This window comes from Microbacterium mangrovi, from assembly GCF_000802305.1.
GTDB classification, from domain to species: domain Bacteria; phylum Actinomycetota; class Actinomycetes; order Actinomycetales; family Microbacteriaceae; genus Microbacterium; species Microbacterium mangrovi.
The window spans coordinates 1-17,099 of the sequence record NZ_JTDK01000024.1 but is presented as its reverse complement, the minus strand read 5'-3'; the positions used below and the strand labels follow the sequence as shown (position 1 = coordinate 17,099).

The 17,099-nt window shown below is 70.7% G+C and carries 16 protein-coding genes and 1 tRNA gene; 3 read left to right on the top strand and 14 right to left on the bottom strand.

Annotated features, from left to right (window positions below; translation table 11 throughout):
• From LK09_RS19485 to LK09_RS19475, 3 genes are all read right to left on the bottom strand, one after another.
• The coding region (locus tag LK09_RS19485; protein WP_039403379.1) for a DUF222 domain-containing protein at positions 1-910 on the bottom strand (910 nt) is incomplete at its 3' end.
• A 315-nt stretch (positions 911-1,225) separates the two neighbouring features.
• Entirely contained in the window at positions 1,226-2,035 is an 810-nt protein-coding gene (locus LK09_RS19480) for a ZIP family metal transporter (protein ID WP_039403378.1), read from the bottom strand.
• A 74-nt stretch (positions 2,036-2,109) separates the two neighbouring features.
• The gene (locus LK09_RS19475; protein WP_039403377.1) at positions 2,110-2,682 is read right to left on the bottom strand and encodes an isochorismatase family protein; all 573 of its coding nucleotides are present in this window, start codon (positions 2,680-2,682) and stop codon (positions 2,110-2,112) included.
• A gap of 59 nt (positions 2,683-2,741) precedes the next feature.
• On the opposite strand from LK09_RS19475, the gene LK09_RS19470 reads away from it, so the two are divergent.
• Entirely contained in the window at positions 2,742-3,695 is a 954-nt protein-coding gene (locus LK09_RS19470; protein WP_039403376.1) for an EamA family transporter, read from the top strand.
• Between the two features lie 9 nt (positions 3,696-3,704).
• Here the strand turns inward: LK09_RS19470 and LK09_RS19465 are convergent, their stop codons facing one another.
• On the bottom strand, positions 3,705-3,932 hold the full coding sequence (locus LK09_RS19465) for a hypothetical protein (RefSeq protein ID WP_039403375.1): 228 nt from the start codon (positions 3,930-3,932) through the stop codon (positions 3,705-3,707).
• A 103-nt stretch (positions 3,933-4,035) separates the two neighbouring features.
• Between LK09_RS19465 and LK09_RS19460 the strand changes: the two genes are divergently transcribed.
• Positions 4,036-4,108: transfer RNA gene (locus tag LK09_RS19460), tRNA-Thr, on the top strand.
• Positions 4,109-4,156: 48 nt separating this feature from the next.
• On the opposite strand, the gene LK09_RS19455 is transcribed toward LK09_RS19460, so the two are convergent.
• The 10 genes from LK09_RS19455 to LK09_RS19410 form a co-directional block, all read right to left on the bottom strand.
• Positions 4,157-5,719 carry an alpha/beta hydrolase gene (locus LK09_RS19455; RefSeq protein WP_052227034.1) on the bottom strand — a complete coding sequence of 521 codons (1,563 nt, stop codon included), beginning with the start codon at positions 5,717-5,719 and terminating at the stop codon, positions 4,157-4,159.
• The gene (locus tag LK09_RS19450; protein WP_039403372.1) at positions 5,716-6,873 is read right to left on the bottom strand and encodes a DNA polymerase III subunit delta'; all 1,158 of its coding nucleotides are present in this window, start codon (positions 6,871-6,873) and stop codon (positions 5,716-5,718) included. Before LK09_RS19450 ends, LK09_RS19455 begins: the two co-directional genes overlap by 4 nt.
• 121 nt (positions 6,874-6,994) lie before the next feature.
• A complete protein-coding gene (locus tag LK09_RS21005; RefSeq protein WP_156138923.1) occupies positions 6,995-9,400 on the bottom strand; it encodes a hypothetical protein in 2,406 nt (801 codons plus the stop codon).
• A gap of 304 nt (positions 9,401-9,704) precedes the next feature.
• Complete coding sequence (gene tmk, locus LK09_RS19440) at positions 9,705-10,325, bottom strand: dTMP kinase (protein ID WP_039403369.1); 621 nt, start codon at positions 10,323-10,325, stop codon at positions 9,705-9,707.
• Positions 10,322-13,087: a type I DNA topoisomerase gene (gene topA, locus LK09_RS19435; RefSeq protein WP_156138922.1), complete on the bottom strand. Its 2,766-nt coding sequence runs from the start codon at positions 13,085-13,087 to the stop codon at positions 10,322-10,324. Before topA ends, tmk begins: the two co-directional genes overlap by 4 nt.
• A gap of 101 nt (positions 13,088-13,188) precedes the next feature.
• A complete protein-coding gene (locus tag LK09_RS19430) occupies positions 13,189-13,515 on the bottom strand; it encodes an Rv3654c family TadE-like protein (RefSeq protein WP_039403367.1) in 327 nt (108 codons plus the stop codon).
• A complete protein-coding gene (locus LK09_RS19425; RefSeq protein ID WP_052227032.1) occupies positions 13,515-13,883 on the bottom strand; it encodes a TadE family type IV pilus minor pilin in 369 nt (122 codons plus the stop codon). The genes LK09_RS19430 and LK09_RS19425 overlap by 1 nt, the downstream gene beginning before the upstream one ends.
• A complete protein-coding gene (locus tag LK09_RS19420) occupies positions 13,883-14,113 on the bottom strand; it encodes a DUF4244 domain-containing protein (RefSeq protein ID WP_039403365.1) in 231 nt (76 codons plus the stop codon). The genes LK09_RS19425 and LK09_RS19420 overlap by 1 nt, the downstream gene beginning before the upstream one ends.
• Positions 14,114-14,150: 37 nt before the next feature.
• Entirely contained in the window at positions 14,151-15,032 is an 882-nt protein-coding gene (locus LK09_RS19415; RefSeq protein ID WP_039403362.1) for a type II secretion system F family protein, read from the bottom strand.
• The gene (locus tag LK09_RS19410) at positions 15,029-16,036 is read right to left on the bottom strand and encodes a TadA family conjugal transfer-associated ATPase (protein ID WP_039403359.1); all 1,008 of its coding nucleotides are present in this window, start codon (positions 16,034-16,036) and stop codon (positions 15,029-15,031) included. The genes LK09_RS19415 and LK09_RS19410 overlap by 4 nt, the downstream gene beginning before the upstream one ends.
• Before the next feature lie 627 nt (positions 16,037-16,663).
• On the opposite strand from LK09_RS19410, the gene LK09_RS19405 reads away from it, so the two are divergent.
• The coding region (locus LK09_RS19405; RefSeq protein WP_039403356.1) for an acetyl-coenzyme A synthetase N-terminal domain-containing protein at positions 16,664-17,099 on the top strand (436 nt) is incomplete at its 3' end.

Here is a 17,099-nt window from a genome sequence, read left to right as displayed (position 1 = left end):
TGGTGCCGTGTGCGTCGGGGACGTTGGTGAGCAGTAGGTCCAGGGCGACATCGGCCATGATCTGCGCCCGGGTGCGCTCATCCGGAACGAACGAGTCGACCGCCGCGTCCTCGCCCTCGGTTGCACCCGCGGCTACTGCCGCCGCGTCGGCCTGGTCCGTTTCGGCATCCTCACCGGGACGCCGGTCCGCGCCCGCGGCTGCTTCAGCCGCCTCGGCCGCGGCGGCGGTGTCTTTCTGGTTTTGGGTGTGGAGTTCGGTGGCGATGTCGGTGAGCCGGTTGTAGGTGCCTTCGATCTGGGCGGTGGGACCGGTGATGATCAACTGCCCCACCCCCGGCTCCACGCTGCGTTTGCGCACCGACCGGCGGGCCACCGCGTCACGGACGCGTTGTTGGGTGCCGTCGGGGTCGAGCCGGTCCACCAACACCCCGAGGGCGTCCTTCAGTTGGGCGGGGGTGAGCTCTGCGGCCAGGTCGATCGCGTGATCCTCGTACTCGGCCCGGATGTCGGGGTCGTCGATGACGCCGCCGACATCCGCGATCGTGGTCGCGTGCTGCGGGGACAGCACCCCGGCATCCACCAGGGTCATCGTCGTAGCGAACCGGGACACCAGGATCTGGGCCTGGTTCACCCGGGACGCGACCTGGTACTCGGACAGGCGCACCGCGGCGGCGATCTCGGCGTAGATCTCCCGCATCGCCAACTGCGACGCGGACACCACCGCCCCGGTGTCGGCCTGCTGGGCGCGTTCGCGTTCCCGCCGGTCCACCAGGGCGGCCACGGATGCGTAGAACCGGGTCTCCGCACCGAACGCGGCCGCCACCCGCGCCCGCGCACCGCCGAGACCATCCACCAGCACGTCCAGGTCCGACAGCACCGGGGACAGCCCACCGTGCGACGTGTCGGCCATGGCATCCCCCCTGGCTTCGTTGCAATGTTCGAACTGATACCTCCACACTATCGAACAAGCATCCACAATGCAAGCGGGTTGCAGCACATCTTGATGCCCAACCTGGGGCGAGCGTTTCGTCTCGCTACGCTCGCTCAACGACCGGAGGGAGGCCGGGGCGTTTCGTCTCACTGCGCGGTTCCTGAGCGAGCGCCAGCCACACCAAGGGCGCTCAACGACCGGACGGATGGCGGCGACCTGAACCCCTGGCGGCATCCCCGGGGCGTGTCGCGCCGCCATCCGGACAATGCGCCGCCACCCGGCTCTGAGGATCTCTCAGGCGCCGCCGGCGGTCACGATCGCGTCGGTGAAGAAGCCGGCCAGGAGGCCGATGAGCACACCGTACGCCAGGAGGTCCATGCGCTTGGCCCGCGCGCAGACGGTGACCAGTTGCAGCACGACGTAGAGGATCGACCCGGCCGCGAGGGTCAGGAAGAGGATGCTCACCACGTCGCTCGTGAAGAACGTGCCGACCCACGTGCCGAGCATGGTCGGGCCCCCGCCGATGAGCGCCAGCAGCAGGAGCTGAGCCCAGGACGGGATGCGGCGCACACCGTGTTCGTCGACGTCGCCCGCCAGCGGGGCGGTGATGCCGAAGCCCTCCGTGGCGTTGTGCAGCGCGAAGCCGATGACCAGCACGACGGCCAGCTGCAGCTCTCCCGACGCGGCGGACTGCCCGATCGCGAGGCCCTCGGCGAAGTTGTGCAGGCCGATTCCCACGGCGATGAGCAGCGCGAGCTGTCGCGGCTGCAGGTGCGAGCCCGGCCCGGCGGCGCGCGCCATCCACCGCTCGTACGCGGTGAGGCCGAGGAGCCCGGCGGCGATCCCCGCGGCGAACAGCAGGAAGAGCCCGATCGTGGAGGCGAAGTCGCCCGTGCCCGCGTGGAGATCGCTCAGGCCGGTGTCGATCGGCTCCCAGGCGTGCGCGAGCACGTCCCAGAGGATGAAGATCAGCACGCCGACGGCGATGGCGTTCAACAGCGTGCGCAGTGTCGGCGCCGGACGCTTCATGCGCCCCAGCGGCATCCCGAGCACGATGGTCGCGCCGGCGATGAAGCCGAGCAGCAGCACGGTGGGAAGAGGCATTCCGCTCCTCAAGGTAGGTTAGGCGACCCTAAGGATACCTGCCGCCCCGGGCGGATGCCGCTGTGGAACTCCCTTCAGGAATCCATGAGCTCCGCCCCGGCGTGCGCCAGCTCGGCGAGCGCCCGCTCGCTCGAATCCTCTGCGACGCCCGCGACGCACCCGGTCAGCACGCGCACGTGGCGGCCGTGCGCGATGGCATCCAGCGACGTGGCGCGCACGCAGTAGTCGGTGGCGATGCCCACGACGTCCACCTCGGTGACGCCCGCGGCATCCAGCAGCTGGGCGACGGTCTCCCCCGCATCCGTCGTCCCCTCGAACATCGAGTAGGCGGGCTTTCCCTGCCCCTTCTTGACGTGATGGGTGATCGCGTCGGTCGCCAGCAGCGGGTCGTACTCCGCGCCGGGCGTCCCGGCGACGCAGTGCACCGGCCAGCTGTCCACGTAGTCGGGGTCGGGTGAGAAGTGGCCGCCGTTGTCGCCGTCGGCGTCGTGCCAGTCCCGGGATGCCACGATCAGCCGGTAGTCCGCGGCGTGCTCTGCGAGCAGGCGCGTGATCGCCTCCGCCGCCGCATCCCCGCCGTCAACGGCCAGCGCCCCTCCCTCGGTGAAGTCGTTCTGCACGTCCACGATCAGCAGCCCCTTGCCCATGACACGAGCGTAACCGCCGACGCCGGGGCGGGGGCCCGGTCCGTGGATAGGCTCGAGGGATGCCCGTCGCCCTCCTCGCCGTCGTCGCCGCCGTCATCTTCGGATCCGCGGACTTCCTCGGCGGAATGGCCGCGAAGCATCTGCGCTCGCTCGTCGTCACCGGCGTGTCGGCCTTCTCGGGACTCCTGCTGCTCCTCGTCGCGATGGCCGTGCTCGGCACGCACTGGCTGCCGCAGGACGCCCTGCTCGGCGCGCTGTCGGGCATCCTCTCGGTCGCAGCGGTGGGCCTGCTCTACGCATGCCTGGCGATCGGCCCGATGAGCATCCTGTCGCCCCTCACCGCCGTGGTCTCGGCGATCGTGCCCCTCCTGTGGGGACTGCTCGTGCGGCACGAGGCGCTGTCCGCACTCGCCTGGACCGGTCTCGGATTCGCCCTCGTCGCCACCGTCCTGGTCGGTTTCGTGCCGGGCGAGAAGGTCGTGCGGCCGAGCGCCCGCGGCCTCGTCATGGCCGTCTGCTCAGGCACCGCGATCGGCGGATTCATGATCATCATGAGCAGCACCAGCGAGGCCTCCGGAGTTCTCCCCCTCATCTTCAACCGCGCGGTCAACGGGCTGATCACGACCATCATCGTGGTCGTCACGACCCTCGCCATGATGCGGCGCGGGCGGAGCCTGCGAAGCGCGCTGGCTGCCGAAGGCCCGCAGCTGGGAGCGACGCCTGACGGTCGCGCCGACCTGGAGCACGCCCGGGCCCACGGCCGGCCGTCGCCGATGCTCGCGCGCGCCTGGTGGATCGCGATCGGCGCCGGACTCGTGGATGCCACGGCGAACACCCTGACCCTCATCGCGCTGCGGTCCGGCGACCTCGCGATCGTGTCGGCACTGACGGCGATGTATCCGGCGGGCACGATCCTGCTGGCCGCGATCGTGCTGCGAGAACGCATCGCCGGCGTCCAGTGGACCGGGCTCGGACTCGCCCTGACATCCGGCGTCCTGCTCGCTGTCGGCTGAGCCGCCGGGTCAGACTGCGGCGGTGAAGACGACGAGCGGCCCTTTATCCCACTCGCGTCTGCGCACGTAGCGCATCAGCTCGAGACTCGCCTTGCGCTCGGCGCGCGCCCGCCCGAGGCGGTACCAGGTGTCGAGGGGCGGGTCGCCCGCACCCGCGCGGATCGAGATGCTGTAGTCGAAGCGACCCACCTGCTGGATCTCCGCACACACCTCGCCGCAGTCGATGATCGTGCTCATGACCGGATCATATGACTCCCCGGGCCGCGCGGGGCCGTCTCGATTCGCGAGGCGGCATCCGACCCTGTAAGATCGTTCATCGTGCCCCGCGCACGAAAGGCCCGCCGCTTTAGCTCAGTCGGCAGAGCGATTCACTCGTAATGAATAGGTCGTCGGTTCGATTCCGACAAGCGGCTCCGAATGACACAAGCCCCCTCCTCGGAGGGGGCTTGTGTCATTGCGGGCTACTTGCAGACGAGACCGTCCTGCGGGGTCGTGCTGTCGATGAAGTAGCTGTTGACGGCGTCGTCGACGCACGAGTTGCCCTTGTTGAAGCCGGTGTGCCCCTCGCCGACGCGGGTGACGAGCACGCCGGAATCCAGCTGCGAGGCGAGGGACTTCGCCCACGCATACGGCGTCGCCGGGTCGTCCGTGGTGCCGACCACGACGATCGGCACCGCCCCCGGCGCGTGGATCTGCTCCCGCACCGCTTTCGTCTTGACGGGCCACGTCGCGCAGCTGTCGACCGTCACGCTCCAGTACGGGGCGATCGTCGGCGCCTTCTGCTTGATGGCGTCCTGTGCGGCCGCGATCTGGGATGCCGACTCGGCGCTCGGGTAGTCCATGCAGTTGTACGCGTTGAACGCCTCGAACGAGTTGTCGGTGTACTTGCCCTTCACCCGGTTGTAGTAGAAGTCCGCGAGCTGGAAGGCGATGGACGGGTTGCCGCGGTCGACGCCGATGAAGGCCTGAGTGAGGTACTTCCAGGAGTCCTGCGAATAGAGCGCCGAGATGATCGCGGTCACGAGCGAGTCTGCGCCCAGCTGGCGCCCGTCGCTGTTGGGCAGCGGCTGGGCATCCACCTGTGCGAGCATCGCGCCGAGGTCGGACATCGCGTCGTCGACGGTGCCGGAGAAGGGACAGGAGCGCTGCTGAAGGCAGTAGGCCATGTAGGCCCGCAGCGACGATTCGAACCCGGCGGCCTGCGTGACGCTGATGTCCAGCGACGAGGCGGAGGGATCGAGCGCCCCGTCGAGCACCATGTGACCGACGCGCTTCGGATAGAGACCGGCGTAGGTCGCACCCAGGAACGTGCCGTACGAGTATCCGAGGTAGTCGAGCTTCTTCTCGCCGAGGACCGCGCGGATGACGTCCATGTCGCGGGCCGCGGAGACGGTGTCGATGTCGGGGAGGATGCCGGAGCTGTTCGCCTGGCACGCCGCGCCGAACTGCCTGAAGTTCGACAGCTCTTCGGCGACCCAGGCCGGGGTGTTGCGCTGGTGCTGGGGCAGATCGAAGAGGAACGAGTCCATCTGCGAGGCGTTGTAGCAGGTGACCGCCGGTGTCGACGCGCCGACGCCGCGCGGGTCGAAGCCGATCACGTCGTAGTTCTTCTCGAGCTCCTTGCCGACCGCGAACTCCACCGAGTCGCGCACCAGCTGGACGCCGCTGACGCCCGGGCCTCCGGGGTTCACCAGCAGCGACCCCTTCGGCGAGCCGTCGGATGCCGCGTGCCTGATGACCGCGAGCTGCAGCGTGCCCTTGCCCGGGTCGTTCCAGTCCTCCGGGACGGCGATCTTCGCGCACGAGTCGCCGTCGTTGCAGCTGCGCCAGTGGATCGTCTGCGAGTAGAACGGCAGGAGCGCGGCCGTGACCCCGGTCGTGTCGGGGGACGCCGACCTGCTCGGCGAGGCGCCGTGGAACGGGATCGGCGAGAACAGGCAGGCGCTCAGCGAGACGGAGGCCACCGCGACGCCGACCACCGCGATCAGAAGGCGGCGGGTGAGCTTTGCACGGGTCGCGGTCACAGGGTCCTCCCGCTCGCGACGGTCACGAGCATGCTCTCCAGCGCCAGGGTCGGCGCGACGTTCTGTTCCAGGTTGCGGCGGGTCAGGGCGATCTTGTCGACCACGACGAGGGTGCGCTCGGCCGACCAGGCGTCGGCGGCTGCCCGCAGCTGCTCGGCGTACTCGCCGTTGATGAGGCCGTCTGCGCGGCCGAACTGCAGCAGCAGGATGTCGCGGAACATCGACTCCAGGTCGGTGAGCACCCGGTCGATCCCGTCGCGGAGGCTGCGGGTGGCGCGCCGCTTCTGTTCGTCTTCGAGGGCGTTCAGCTGCGACCGGACCGCGGGCGGCACCGCGGCGCCGTCGGCGACCCCGAACGTGTGCAGCAGCTGGGCCCGTTCGGCCTCGTCACGCTCTGCCGTGAGGGCCTTGGCGTCGTCGGTGGCCGCTTGGACGATCTGCGCGGCCACCTCGACCGCATCGCCCACGCCGCGCACCCGAAGCACGGCCTGAAGGGTCTGGTCGCGACGCTCGCGGGATGCCGCGTCGGTGGCGAGGCGCTGGGCCATGCCGATGTGTCGCTGGGCGTGGCGGGCCGACTGCTCGGCGAGCGCGGTGTCGGCGCCGGTGCGGGCCGAGATGAGTCGCGCCACCTCGCCGATGTCGGGTTCGTTGAGCCGAAGCACCCGGACGCGGGACCGGATGGTCGGCAGCAGGTCGGCATCGCTGGGCGCGCACAGGATCCACACCGTCTGGGCCGGCGGCTCCTCGAGCGCCTTCAGCAGCACGTTCGAGGTGCGCTCGGCCATGCGATCGGCATCCTCCATCACGATCACCCGGTACCGCCCGAGCGACGGGGCGAAATAGGAGCGCTCGACGAGAGCGCGGGCATCCTTGATCGAGATGATGACGCCCTCGGTGCGCAGCGAGGTCAGGTCGGGGTGCGTGCCGGAGAGCACCTGCTGCATGGCCTGTTCGTCGCCGGGCTCGGCGATGAGGGCCGCGGCGAATGCGTACGCGAGGGTGGACCGCCCCGATCCGGGAGGGCCGGTGATGAGCCAGGCGTGCGCGGACCGCGCCGGGTCGGATGCGGCATCCTGCAGCAGGGCGACGGCGGCATCCTGCCCCCAGACCGCCCCCCAGGGAACAGCGGGAGCGGCCACGGTCGAGGTCATGCTCTCAACCCTAATCGGAGGCTCGGACATCACCGCCGGGAAGCCCCTGCACGGCCTATGAGTGTGCCCCGCCGGCATCGCGAGGATGCCGGCGGGGCACGGGGTCAGATCTGGTCGCGGATCAGGGGCCGACGCGCGTCCAGGTGCCGCAGCCGCTCGTCATGAACCCCTTGTCGGTGGGGAGGAGGTTCAGCTGGAGCTTGCGCGTCACCGGGTCCGGCGTGATGCCGCCCTGGAGCATTTCATCCCACGTCCCGTCGAACCCGCTGAGGATGACGGCCATGCACATCACGCTCGGGGCCGTGCTGGTCTCGTAATGACCGGCCTGCAGCGTCACGCCGGTGGCGTACGCTCCGTCCCCCGCGCTGGTCGCCGGCGTACCGGTGGCGGGCATCAGCGTCCACGTGCCACATCCTGACGAGCCGAAGAACCTGTCCGTCGGAGCGATCGTGACGATGGTCGGGCCCTTCTGGTTCACCGGGCCGAAGCCGAGCTCGGATCCCTCGGACCCGCTCGCGTCCTTCAGCCGCGACCACATGCACGTCGCCGAGCTCGTCGCCGTGTACGTGCCGGCGCTGAGCTGGGTGCCGATCGCGTACATGCCCGCGCCCGCGGACGAGGCGGGCGGGCTCGTGGGCTGGACGAATCGCGTCCAGGTGCCGCATCCCGACGTGGCGAAGAACTTGTCCGTGGGCGAGATCGTGACGAACGTTCGTCCCGCCTCGTTCATCGGGCCGTATCCGAGCTCGGACTCGTCGGATCCCGTCGCGTCCTTCAGCCGCGACCACATGCACGTCGCCGAGCTCGTCGTCGTGTACGTGCCGGCGCTCAGCTGGGAGCCGATCGCGTACATGCCGTCCCCGGCCGACGTTGCGGGGTGTGTCGTGAGGACGACGAACGGCGCCCACGATCCGCATCCTTCGGTGTCGAAGGTCTTGTCGGTCGGCGCGATCGTGACGATCGTGCGGCCGCGGTCGTTCGCCGGTCCCGAGCCGACGTAGCCGGACGCGTTGTCACGCTCCCAGTAGCAGTTGGCGCCGGAGGTCGCCGCGTACGTTCCGGGCTTGATCTGCGTGCCCACCCGGTAGGTGCCGCTCCTCGTGATCACCGGCGCAGGAGCGCCGACGGCGAGCGTCGCGGCGCTGGTGCGGGTCGTGTTCGCGTAGCCGGCACGCTTGCCGGTCAGCGTCACGGTGATCTTCTTGCCGTAGTCGGCGGCGACGAGCTTGTAGGTCGCGCCGGTGGCACCGCTGATCGCGACGCCGTTGCGCTTCCACTGCCAGGTGTAGGACGACACGAGCGGCGACCAGGCTGTGCGGTGCGCCGTCAGCGTCGACAGGACGCGCACCGTGCCGGTGATGGTGGGCGCGGTGGTGCGGGCGAACGGCTTCACGACGGGCGCGGTCGGCGCGCTCGGCTTCGACAGGGTGGTGTACCCGGCGGTCTTACCGGTGACGACGACGCTGATCTTCTTGCCGTAGTCCACGGCTGCGACCCGATAGGTCGTGCCCGTCGCGCCGGCGATCGTCACGCCGTTGCGCAGCCACCGGTAGGTCTTGGTGGCGACGGGAGTCCACGTTCCGGCGTTCACCGTGAGGGTGCGGCCGATGACCGCGCTGCCCGAGATCTTCGGGGCCGGTGCGGCGAAGACGCCGGCGAGGACGGTAACGGGCGCGCTCGTCTTCGCGAGATCCGCATAGCCGAGGCCGGATGCCGTCACGGTGAGCGTGAGGACCTTGCCGAGCTGCGCCGCGGTCGGCGTGAACGTCGCGGCCGTCGACACCGGAGTGGCCGCGCCGGCGACCTTCCACGCGTAGGCGTAGGCCGTCGGCGACGGGGCCCACGTGCCGGTCTGCGCCGTGAGCTTGGAGCCCACGCGCGCGGCGCCCGTGATCGCGGGGGCCTTGGTGTTGGCGAACGTCCCGGCACCGACCGTCACCGGGACGGATTCCCTCGTGGTGTCGGCGTACCCGTCGGCCGCGTCCGAAGCGGTCACCGCGACGGTCAGGGCGTGGCCCTGGTCGGCAGGGACGGGCGTGTAGGTCGCCGTGGTGGCATCCGCGATCGCGGCGCCGTCGATCGACCACTGGTAGCTGAAGTCAGGTGCCTGGGGCGACCACTCGCCGGGCACCGCGCTGACCTGCACGCCCACGGCGGGCGCGCCCGAGATCGTGGGGGTCGGGCTCAGCGCGAAGTCCCGGGGCTGCACGACCGCAGGGTCGGTGGTCAGCGAGACCGGGTCGGACGTCACACCGTCGGCGGTGCCGGTCACGTCGGCGCTGATGACCTTGCCGACCATGCCCGGAAGCAGGGTCAGGTCGAGGTCGCCCTCCTGGCCGGCCGGCTCATCGACGACGGTGCCGCCGGCCGACCAGACGACGTGCACGTCGGTCGTGTCCGGGGTCCAGGCGCTGCCGGCGACCGAGACGGTCGAACCGACCTTCAGGTCGCCGGAGATCGACAGATCGGCCGGCGCGGTGACGACGATGTCGTCCGCGAAGGCGGCCGTCGCGGTCAGTGATGACATGATGACCGCGACCGCGGCCAGTGATGCGACCGTCGCGCGGCGTCGCGGCGCGGTGCGTCGAGCTGTGCGTGAATGCACGGGTCTCCCCATTGTTCTTCAATCGGACGGATGCCCGCACAGACCGCCCCACGCGGCCCGCCATCAGGGTGACGGCACGTCAGCAGGGCGGGGGAACCGACATCGGCCCTCGACAGCTGAGCGCTGGAGGTATCACATCCCCAACAGGGATGATCCTAAGCACAACTTACAAAATTCCCGGCCTCGACCAGGCAACGAATTTGCAACGGTCCGCACCGAAAGACCGTCAGCGCAGCCGAGCCGCCACGAACTCCCTGATCACGGCCGCAATCGAACCGGCATCCCGCGCGGCGTCCACGACGACGAAGCGCTCGGGCTCGGCGGCTGCGAGCGCGAGGAAGGCCTCGCGCACACGATCGTGGAACGCGCCCTCCTCGGCTTCGAGCCGGTCGAACGGCTTGTCGTCGGCATCCAGCCGGGCCCGGGCCGCGGCGTGGTCGAGGTCCAGCAGGATCGTGGCATCCGGCAGGAGTCCGCCGGTCGCCCAGAGGGAGAGACCGCGCACCTCGTCGGCGTCGAGCACCCGGCCGGCACCCTGATACGCGACCGACGAGTCGAAGTAGCGGTCCTGGATGACGACCTCGCCGCGCTCGAGCGCAGGACGGACGACGGATGCCACGTGGTGCGCCCGGTCGGCGGCGTACAGCAGCGCCTCTGCACGCGGTGCCACCTCGCCGCGATGGTGCAGGACGATGTCGCGGATGAGCACGCCGACCTCGGTGCCGCCCGGCTCGCGGGTGCGCACCACGGTGCGCCCCTGCTGCTCGAGCCACTCCTGCAGGAGCGCGGCCTGGGTCGTCTTGCCGACGCCGTCACCGCCCTCGAAGGTGATGAACAGGCCGGTCACTTCTCGGTCGTGCCCTTGCGCGCGGTGGTGGTCTTGCGCGTCGTGGTGCTCTTCTTCGCCGTCGTCGCCTTCTTGGCCGGCGTCGCGCGCTTGGCCGCCGCGCGCTTCGGCGCGGGGCCCTTCGCCCGCTTGTCGGCCAGCATCTGCACGGCACGCTCGAACTCGACCGCCAGCGGGTCCTCGCCACGCGGGATCGTCACGTTGGTCTCGCCGTCGGTGACATACGGGCCGAAGCGGCCGTCGCGGATGCGGATCGGCTTGCCCGACACCGGATCGGCGTCGAACTCCTTGAGCGCGCTCGACGCACGGCGCGCACCGTACTTCGGCTGCGCGTAGATCTCCAGGGCCTGCTCCAGCGTGACGTCGAAGATCTGCTGCTCGCTCTGCAGCGTCCGCGAGTCGGCGCCCTTCTTGAGGTAGGGACCGTACCGGCCGTTCTGGGCGGTGATCGGCTCGCCCGACTCCGGGTCGGTGCCGACCACGCGCGGAAGGTCGAGCAGCTGCAGCGCGGTGTCGAGGTCGACCGAGTCCACCGACATGCTCTTGAACAGGGATGCCGTGCGCGGCTTCGGCGCGGCCTCCTTCTTCGCGCCGCGCTTCGGCTTGGGCGCCTCGACGACCTCGCCGGTCTCCTCGTCGACGAGCTCGTCCTCCGGCGGGTCGATCTCCTGCACGTAGGGGCCGAAGCGTCCGTCCTTGACGATGACGAGCTTGCCGTTGGCGGGGTTCTCGCCCAGCACGCGATCCCCGGCGACCGGGGCGTCGATGAGCTCCTGGGCGCGGGCCGCGGTCAGCTCGTCGGGCGCGAGGTCCTCCGGGAGGTTGACGCGGCGGGGATCGGCATCCGGATGCGCGGGGTCGATCACCTCGAGGTACGGACCGTAACGGCCGATCCGCAGTGTCGCCGTGTCGGTGATGGGCGTCGAGTTGAGCTCGCGCGCGTCGATCTCGCCGAGGTTGTCGACGATGTTGCGCAGGCCGACGTGGTCGCCGCCGCCGAAGTAGAACTCCCGGAGCCAGTCGACGCGCTTCTGCTCCCCGCGCGCGATCGCGTCGAGATCGTCTTCGAGCGCGGCCGTGAAGTCGTAGTCGATCAGCTCGGTGAAGTGCTGCTCGAGCAGGCGGACGACGCTGAACGCGGTCCAGCTGGGCACGAGGGCCTGACCGCGCTTGGTGACGTAGCCGCGCGCGATGATCGTGTCGATGATGCTCGCGAACGTCGACGGGCGCCCGATGCCGCGCTCTTCGAGCGCCTTGACCAGCGACGCCTCGGTGTAGCGGGGCTTGGGGTTGGTGGAGTGACCCTTGGGCTCCACGTCGCGCACGCCGAGCACGTCGCCGACGGCGAGCTGCGGCAGGCGCTGGTCATCGGCCTTGTCGGCATCCGACCGCTTCTCGTCGCGCCCCTCTTCATAGGCCTCGAGGAAGCCCTTGAAGGTGTAGACGGTGCCCGATGCGGTGAACTCCGCCGTGCGCTCCCCCGCGGCGACCGACAGGGTCACCGTGGTGGTCTCGTAGGTGGCATCCGACATCTGGCTGGCGACGGTGCGCTTCCAGATCAGGTCGTACAGACGCAGCTCGTCGCGGTCCAGGCTGCCGGCCACCTGGGCGGGCGTGCGGAAGTTCTCGCCGGAGGGGCGGATCGCCTCGTGCGCCTCCTGCGCGTTCTTGCTCTTGCTGGCGTACACGCGCGGGTTCAGCGGCACCGCCTTCGCGCCGTAGAGCTGCACGGCCTGCTCCCGCGCGGCCGTCACCGCCTGCTGCGACAGCGCGGTGGAGTCCGTGCGCATATAGGTGATGTAGCCCTTCTCGTAGAGACGCTGCGCGACGCCCATGGCGTGCTTGGCGCTCATCGAGAGCTTGCGGCCGGCTTCCTGCTGCATCGTCGACGTCGTGAAGGGGGCGTAGGGGCGACGCGTGCCGGGCTTGGACTCGAGAGCGGTCACGGAGGCCTCGCCGGCGTCGGCGACGGCGGATGCCAGCTCGGCTGCCGCACCCTCGTCGAGCACGACGACCGGCTTCTTCAGCTGACCGCGGTCGTCGAAATCCGAGCCGCGCGCGATCGGCGCGCCGTCGAGGCGGGCGAGGGTCACCCCGAACGAGTCGGTCGCCTTGACGGCGAGGGCGGCGACATCCCAGTACGAGGCCGAGACGAACGCGATGCGCTCGCGCTCGCGATCGACGACGAGCCGGGTGGCGGCGGACTGGACGCGACCGGCCGACAGACCCTGCTGCACCTTCATCCACAGCACCGGGGAGACGTCCCAGCCGTAGAGGCGGTCGAGGATGCGCCGGGTCTCCTGCGCGTCGACGAGGGCGAGGTCGAGGTCGCGGGTGTCATCGACGGCGGCGCGGATGGCGTCCTTCGTGATCTCGTGGAACACCATGCGCTTGACGGGCACCTTGGGCTTGAGCGTCTCGAGCAGGTGCCACGCGATGGCTTCGCCCTCGCGGTCCTCATCAGTGGCCAGCAGCAGTTCGTCCGCGGACTTCAGCGCGCGCTTGAGTTCGGCGACGGTCTTCTTGCCGCGCTCGGACTCCACGTAATAAGGAGAGAAGTCGTTCTCGATGTCGATCGAATAGCGACCCACGGACGTCTTCTTCAGCTCCGCGGGGATCGCCTTGCGGTCAGCCAGGTCACGGATGTGCCCCACCGAGCTGAGCACCTCGTAGCCGTCGCCGAGGTACCCCTGGATCGACTTCATCTTCGTCGGAGACTCGACGATGACGAGTTTCTTCCCGCTGGTCTCTGCTTTGGGCACGTGGCGTCCTTTCTTCGATGCACACCATACACATGCGTCTCTGTGCGCCGATAAGAATTCTCTCAGGGCGTGAGAACCCGTCGCCGATGCGCCTGCCGGATTCACGGCTGCGGCGGGGGTCCTGCGCGCGCCCGGCCGGATGCCTCGAACGCCCCGAACGGCACTCGGACCCGCACCGTGGCGATGGGTCCGTCCAGCGTGCAGTCTGCGAGGCGGGAACCGGACGCAGCGGCGACCTCCGCGGCCCGGGTGCAGGGCTCGGCACCGGGTACGAGCCCCGACGCCGTGTCGGCCGCCGCGAGTGCGGCGGCATCCGCGGCGGTCGCCGCCCGGCGGGACGCGACGTCCGCCCCGGCGGCCAGCGCCAGGCCGACGGCGAGCACGGCGGTGCAGCCGAGGACCCCGGTGGCGACGACCGTGCCCGCCATCAGCCGGCCTCCTCCGCGAGGGCGCACGAACGCGCGGTGAGACCGAAGCCGGTGAATGGGATGCCGCTCGGCGCGCTCGCCTGCGCGCACACCAGGTCGCCCGGGCGGGAGACCTCGAGTCGCGCGTCCGGCGCCGCGCCCGCGACCGCGTTCTGCGCCCGCGCCATGCTGTCGCCGCGGGCGACGAGACGGGCCGCGTCGGCGGCGGCGTCCTGGAGCCGCACCTGTCGGCTGCAGGCACCCAGCGCCGCCGCGGACAGGGCGAGCACGAGCAGCACGGCCGGCACGGCGACGGCGAACTCGGCCGCCACCGAGCCGCGGTCTGCGCCTCCGGGAACGGCGCGCGCCGCACGGCATCCGCGCGACATCACGCCACCGTCAGCGCACGCTTGATCAGGGCCGTGAGGATGCCGCGCACCTCCCCCGAGCGCATGATCACCACCAGGAGGCCGGCGAAGGCGACGGCGGCCATCGTGGTGACCGCGTACTCGGCGGTCGCAGCGCCGGTGTCGTCGCCGTCGAAGAGCGCGGCCGCTCGGCGCCGCGTGAGCGGCGGAAGGTCGTCGGTTCGGCGCTGTCGGATGAGCGGGATGGACATGGTTTCTCCTTGGGTCGGGGGCACGTTCTGGGCACGATCACAGCGGCAGCACCGTGGTGGTGATGATGCCGAGCAGCATGGGCGCGACGCCCAGCAGCAGGAACGCGGGAAGGGTGCACACGGCGAGCGGAAGGAGCAGCCGCGTGGAGAGCCGCGCGGCGGTCATCCGCCCGGCGGTGCGGGCCCGGTGCCGCGCGAGCCCCGCTTCGGCGCGCAGGAGGTCGGCGGCGGGGACCCCCGCGCTGCGCGACAGGTCGAGGATCCGCCGGACGTCGGAGTCTGCACCATCGTGGCCCCCGTGGGCCTGGGCGACGATGGTGAGGGCACGCTCCAGCGAGACGCCGCCGGACACCGCGATGGCGAGCAGATCGGCGCGGAGTCCCGGGATGCCGGGTGCCGGCTCGGCCCGGCGGGCGAGATCTCGCGACCACAGCTGTGCGAGCACGAGCAGTGTCACGCCGAGCACGAGGCAGACGAGGCCGGGCGGCGTGGTGGTGAGCACGCGCAGCGAGTCGAACCCCAGCACGACTCCGAGACCCAGGCCGATCACGGGAAGCCAGCTCATCAGCCGCGTGGTGGTCATCGGCTCGGTGAGCGCGACGCGCACCTCGTCGCGGATGTCGGCGGCGTCCTGAAGCGTGTCGGCGACACCGCGCAGGCTCGAGGCGAGCGGCGCGCCGACCGTCGTGGCGACGCTCCAGGCGGCGGCGATCTCGCCCCAGCCGGGACCCGCCGCCCCGATCGCCCGCGCCAGCGGGACCTCGTCCTTCAGCCGGGCGACGACCGCGCCGGCGGGCGCGCCGCCGAGCGACGCGAGATGCCGCCACGCGGGCTCCGGCGCGATGCCCGCCTGCAGCAGCACGGCGAGCTGGCGCACGGTCGCGGCATCCGGCGCCGCCACGGGCGCGCGGCCCCTCACTCGCACGACTGCTCCCGGATCGTGAGCCGGCCGCCCTCGACGGCCGGACGGCCGATGCCCGCGACAGTGCGCAGGCCCCCGCGCCGTTCGATGTGCACCACGGCATCGATGGCGCTCGCCACCTGCCGCGCGAGGGCGGCGTCGTCGAGGCCCGCGAGCGCGCCGAGCGCCTCGAGCCGCGCCGGCACGTCGGCCAGGCCGTTGGCGTGCAGGGTTCCGGCCCCGCCGTCGTGGCCGGTGTTGAGGGCGCTCAGCAGCTCGCGGACCTCCTCCCCCCGACACTCCCCGATCACGAGGCGATCAGGACGCATCCGCAGCGCCTCGCGCACCAGCTGCGCGAGACCGACGCCCCCGGCACCCTCGAGGTTCGCCTGGCGCGCCTCGAGACGGACGTGGTGCGGATGCCGCAGGCGCAGCTCGGCCACGTCTTCGATCGTGACGATCCGTTCCGCGGCGGGAACCCGCTCGAGCAGGGCCGCGAGCAGGGTGGTCTTGCCGCATCCTGCGGCGCCCGTGACGAGCAGGTTCGCGCGGGCGGCGACCAGCTGCTCGAGCCGCGCGCGCTGGGCGGGGCCGAGCATGCCGCGCTCTTCGAGCCCGTCCAGGTCGAGGGTCTCGGCGCGGGCGATGCGCACGGAGATGACCGTGCCGCCGAGGGCCACCGGCGGCAGCACCGCGTGCACCCGCAGACCGCCCGGGAGCCGGACGTCCACGCACGGGTGCGCGTCGTCGATGTGGCGCCCGCCCGCCGAGATGAGCGCCGTCGCCAGCTCGCGGACATCCTGCTCGGTCGTGCGCCATCCCGGCTGCTTCTCGGCGCCGCGTCCGCGGTCGACGAAGAGGCCCTCGGCGCCGTTGACGAAGAGGTCGGTCACCTCGGGGTCGGCGAGGAACCCGGCGAGGGGCTCCAGAGCCGGATGCCGCAGCGTGGTGGTCGCCGGTGCCGCGATGCCGGCGGAACCCGCAGCGACTCCACGCGGGACGACGACGAACGATTCCGGCATGTCCGCGACGCTACGGGCGTCCGGGCTGCTCCCGCGCGCCGGAGGGCGGATCTGTGGAGCGATGGGGACTCCGCCGGCACTGTGGACGAACGGATGCCGCGTGACGGCGGCATCCGTGCGTCATCCGCCCCGCTCAGCGCACCGGCACGGCGGCCGCAGCGGCATCCTGCGCGCGACCGACGGGCGTCGTGCTGATGGATCTGCGGAGCCGCTTCGCGCGGGTGCCGCCGGCCTTATGCCGCCCTCCGCAGAGAGGAAGAGGGCGGCATCCCATTGGGGGGATGTGGGATGCCGCCCAACGCAGTGCCCCGATCGGGGGGCGTCGGGCACTGCGAATGCCAGAATCGATGTTCGGCCAGGGTTGAGCATACGCACGAATGCACATGTGTTCAACTCTGTTCGCAGAACCCGTGCACTCGTGCAGTCTCGGCGATGAGAGCGCACCCATTCATCAGTGCATCGAAAGGGACCAAGTTCACGTCGTGAACCTGGCCCGGGTTTGTAATCGGCCCTCCCAATTCGGATGGCCTGCCCGGCGCGGAGTAGATTGATCGCTGAGCGGCGCGATGTCGATGCCGCCACGCCCGACGTTCGATGAAGCACCGAAGACGCCCTGAAGGAGCGCAGATGAGCAGCCAGATCGATCACCTGTTGAATGAGGATCGGCGGTTTGCGCCGTCGGCGGAGTTCGCGGCGCAGGCGAATGCGGGTGCGGGGGTGTATGCGGAGGCGTCGGCGGATCGGTTGGGGTTCTGGGCGGATCGGGCGCGGGAGCTGGCGTGGCAGACGCCGTTCACGCAGGTGCTGGACTGGTCGAATCCGCCGTTCGCGAAGTGGTTCGCGGACGGGGAGTTGAATGTCGCCGCCAACTGCCTGGACCGGCATGTGGAGGCCGGTCTCGGGGATCGTGTCGCGTTGCTGTGGGAGGGTGAGCCGGGTGATTCCCGGCGGATCACGTATGCGGAGCTGACCGATGAGGTCAAGCGGGTCGCGAACGTGCTGGAGGGTCTCGGGGTCGGGCACGGGGATCGGGTGGCGATCTATCTGCCGATGATCCCGGAAG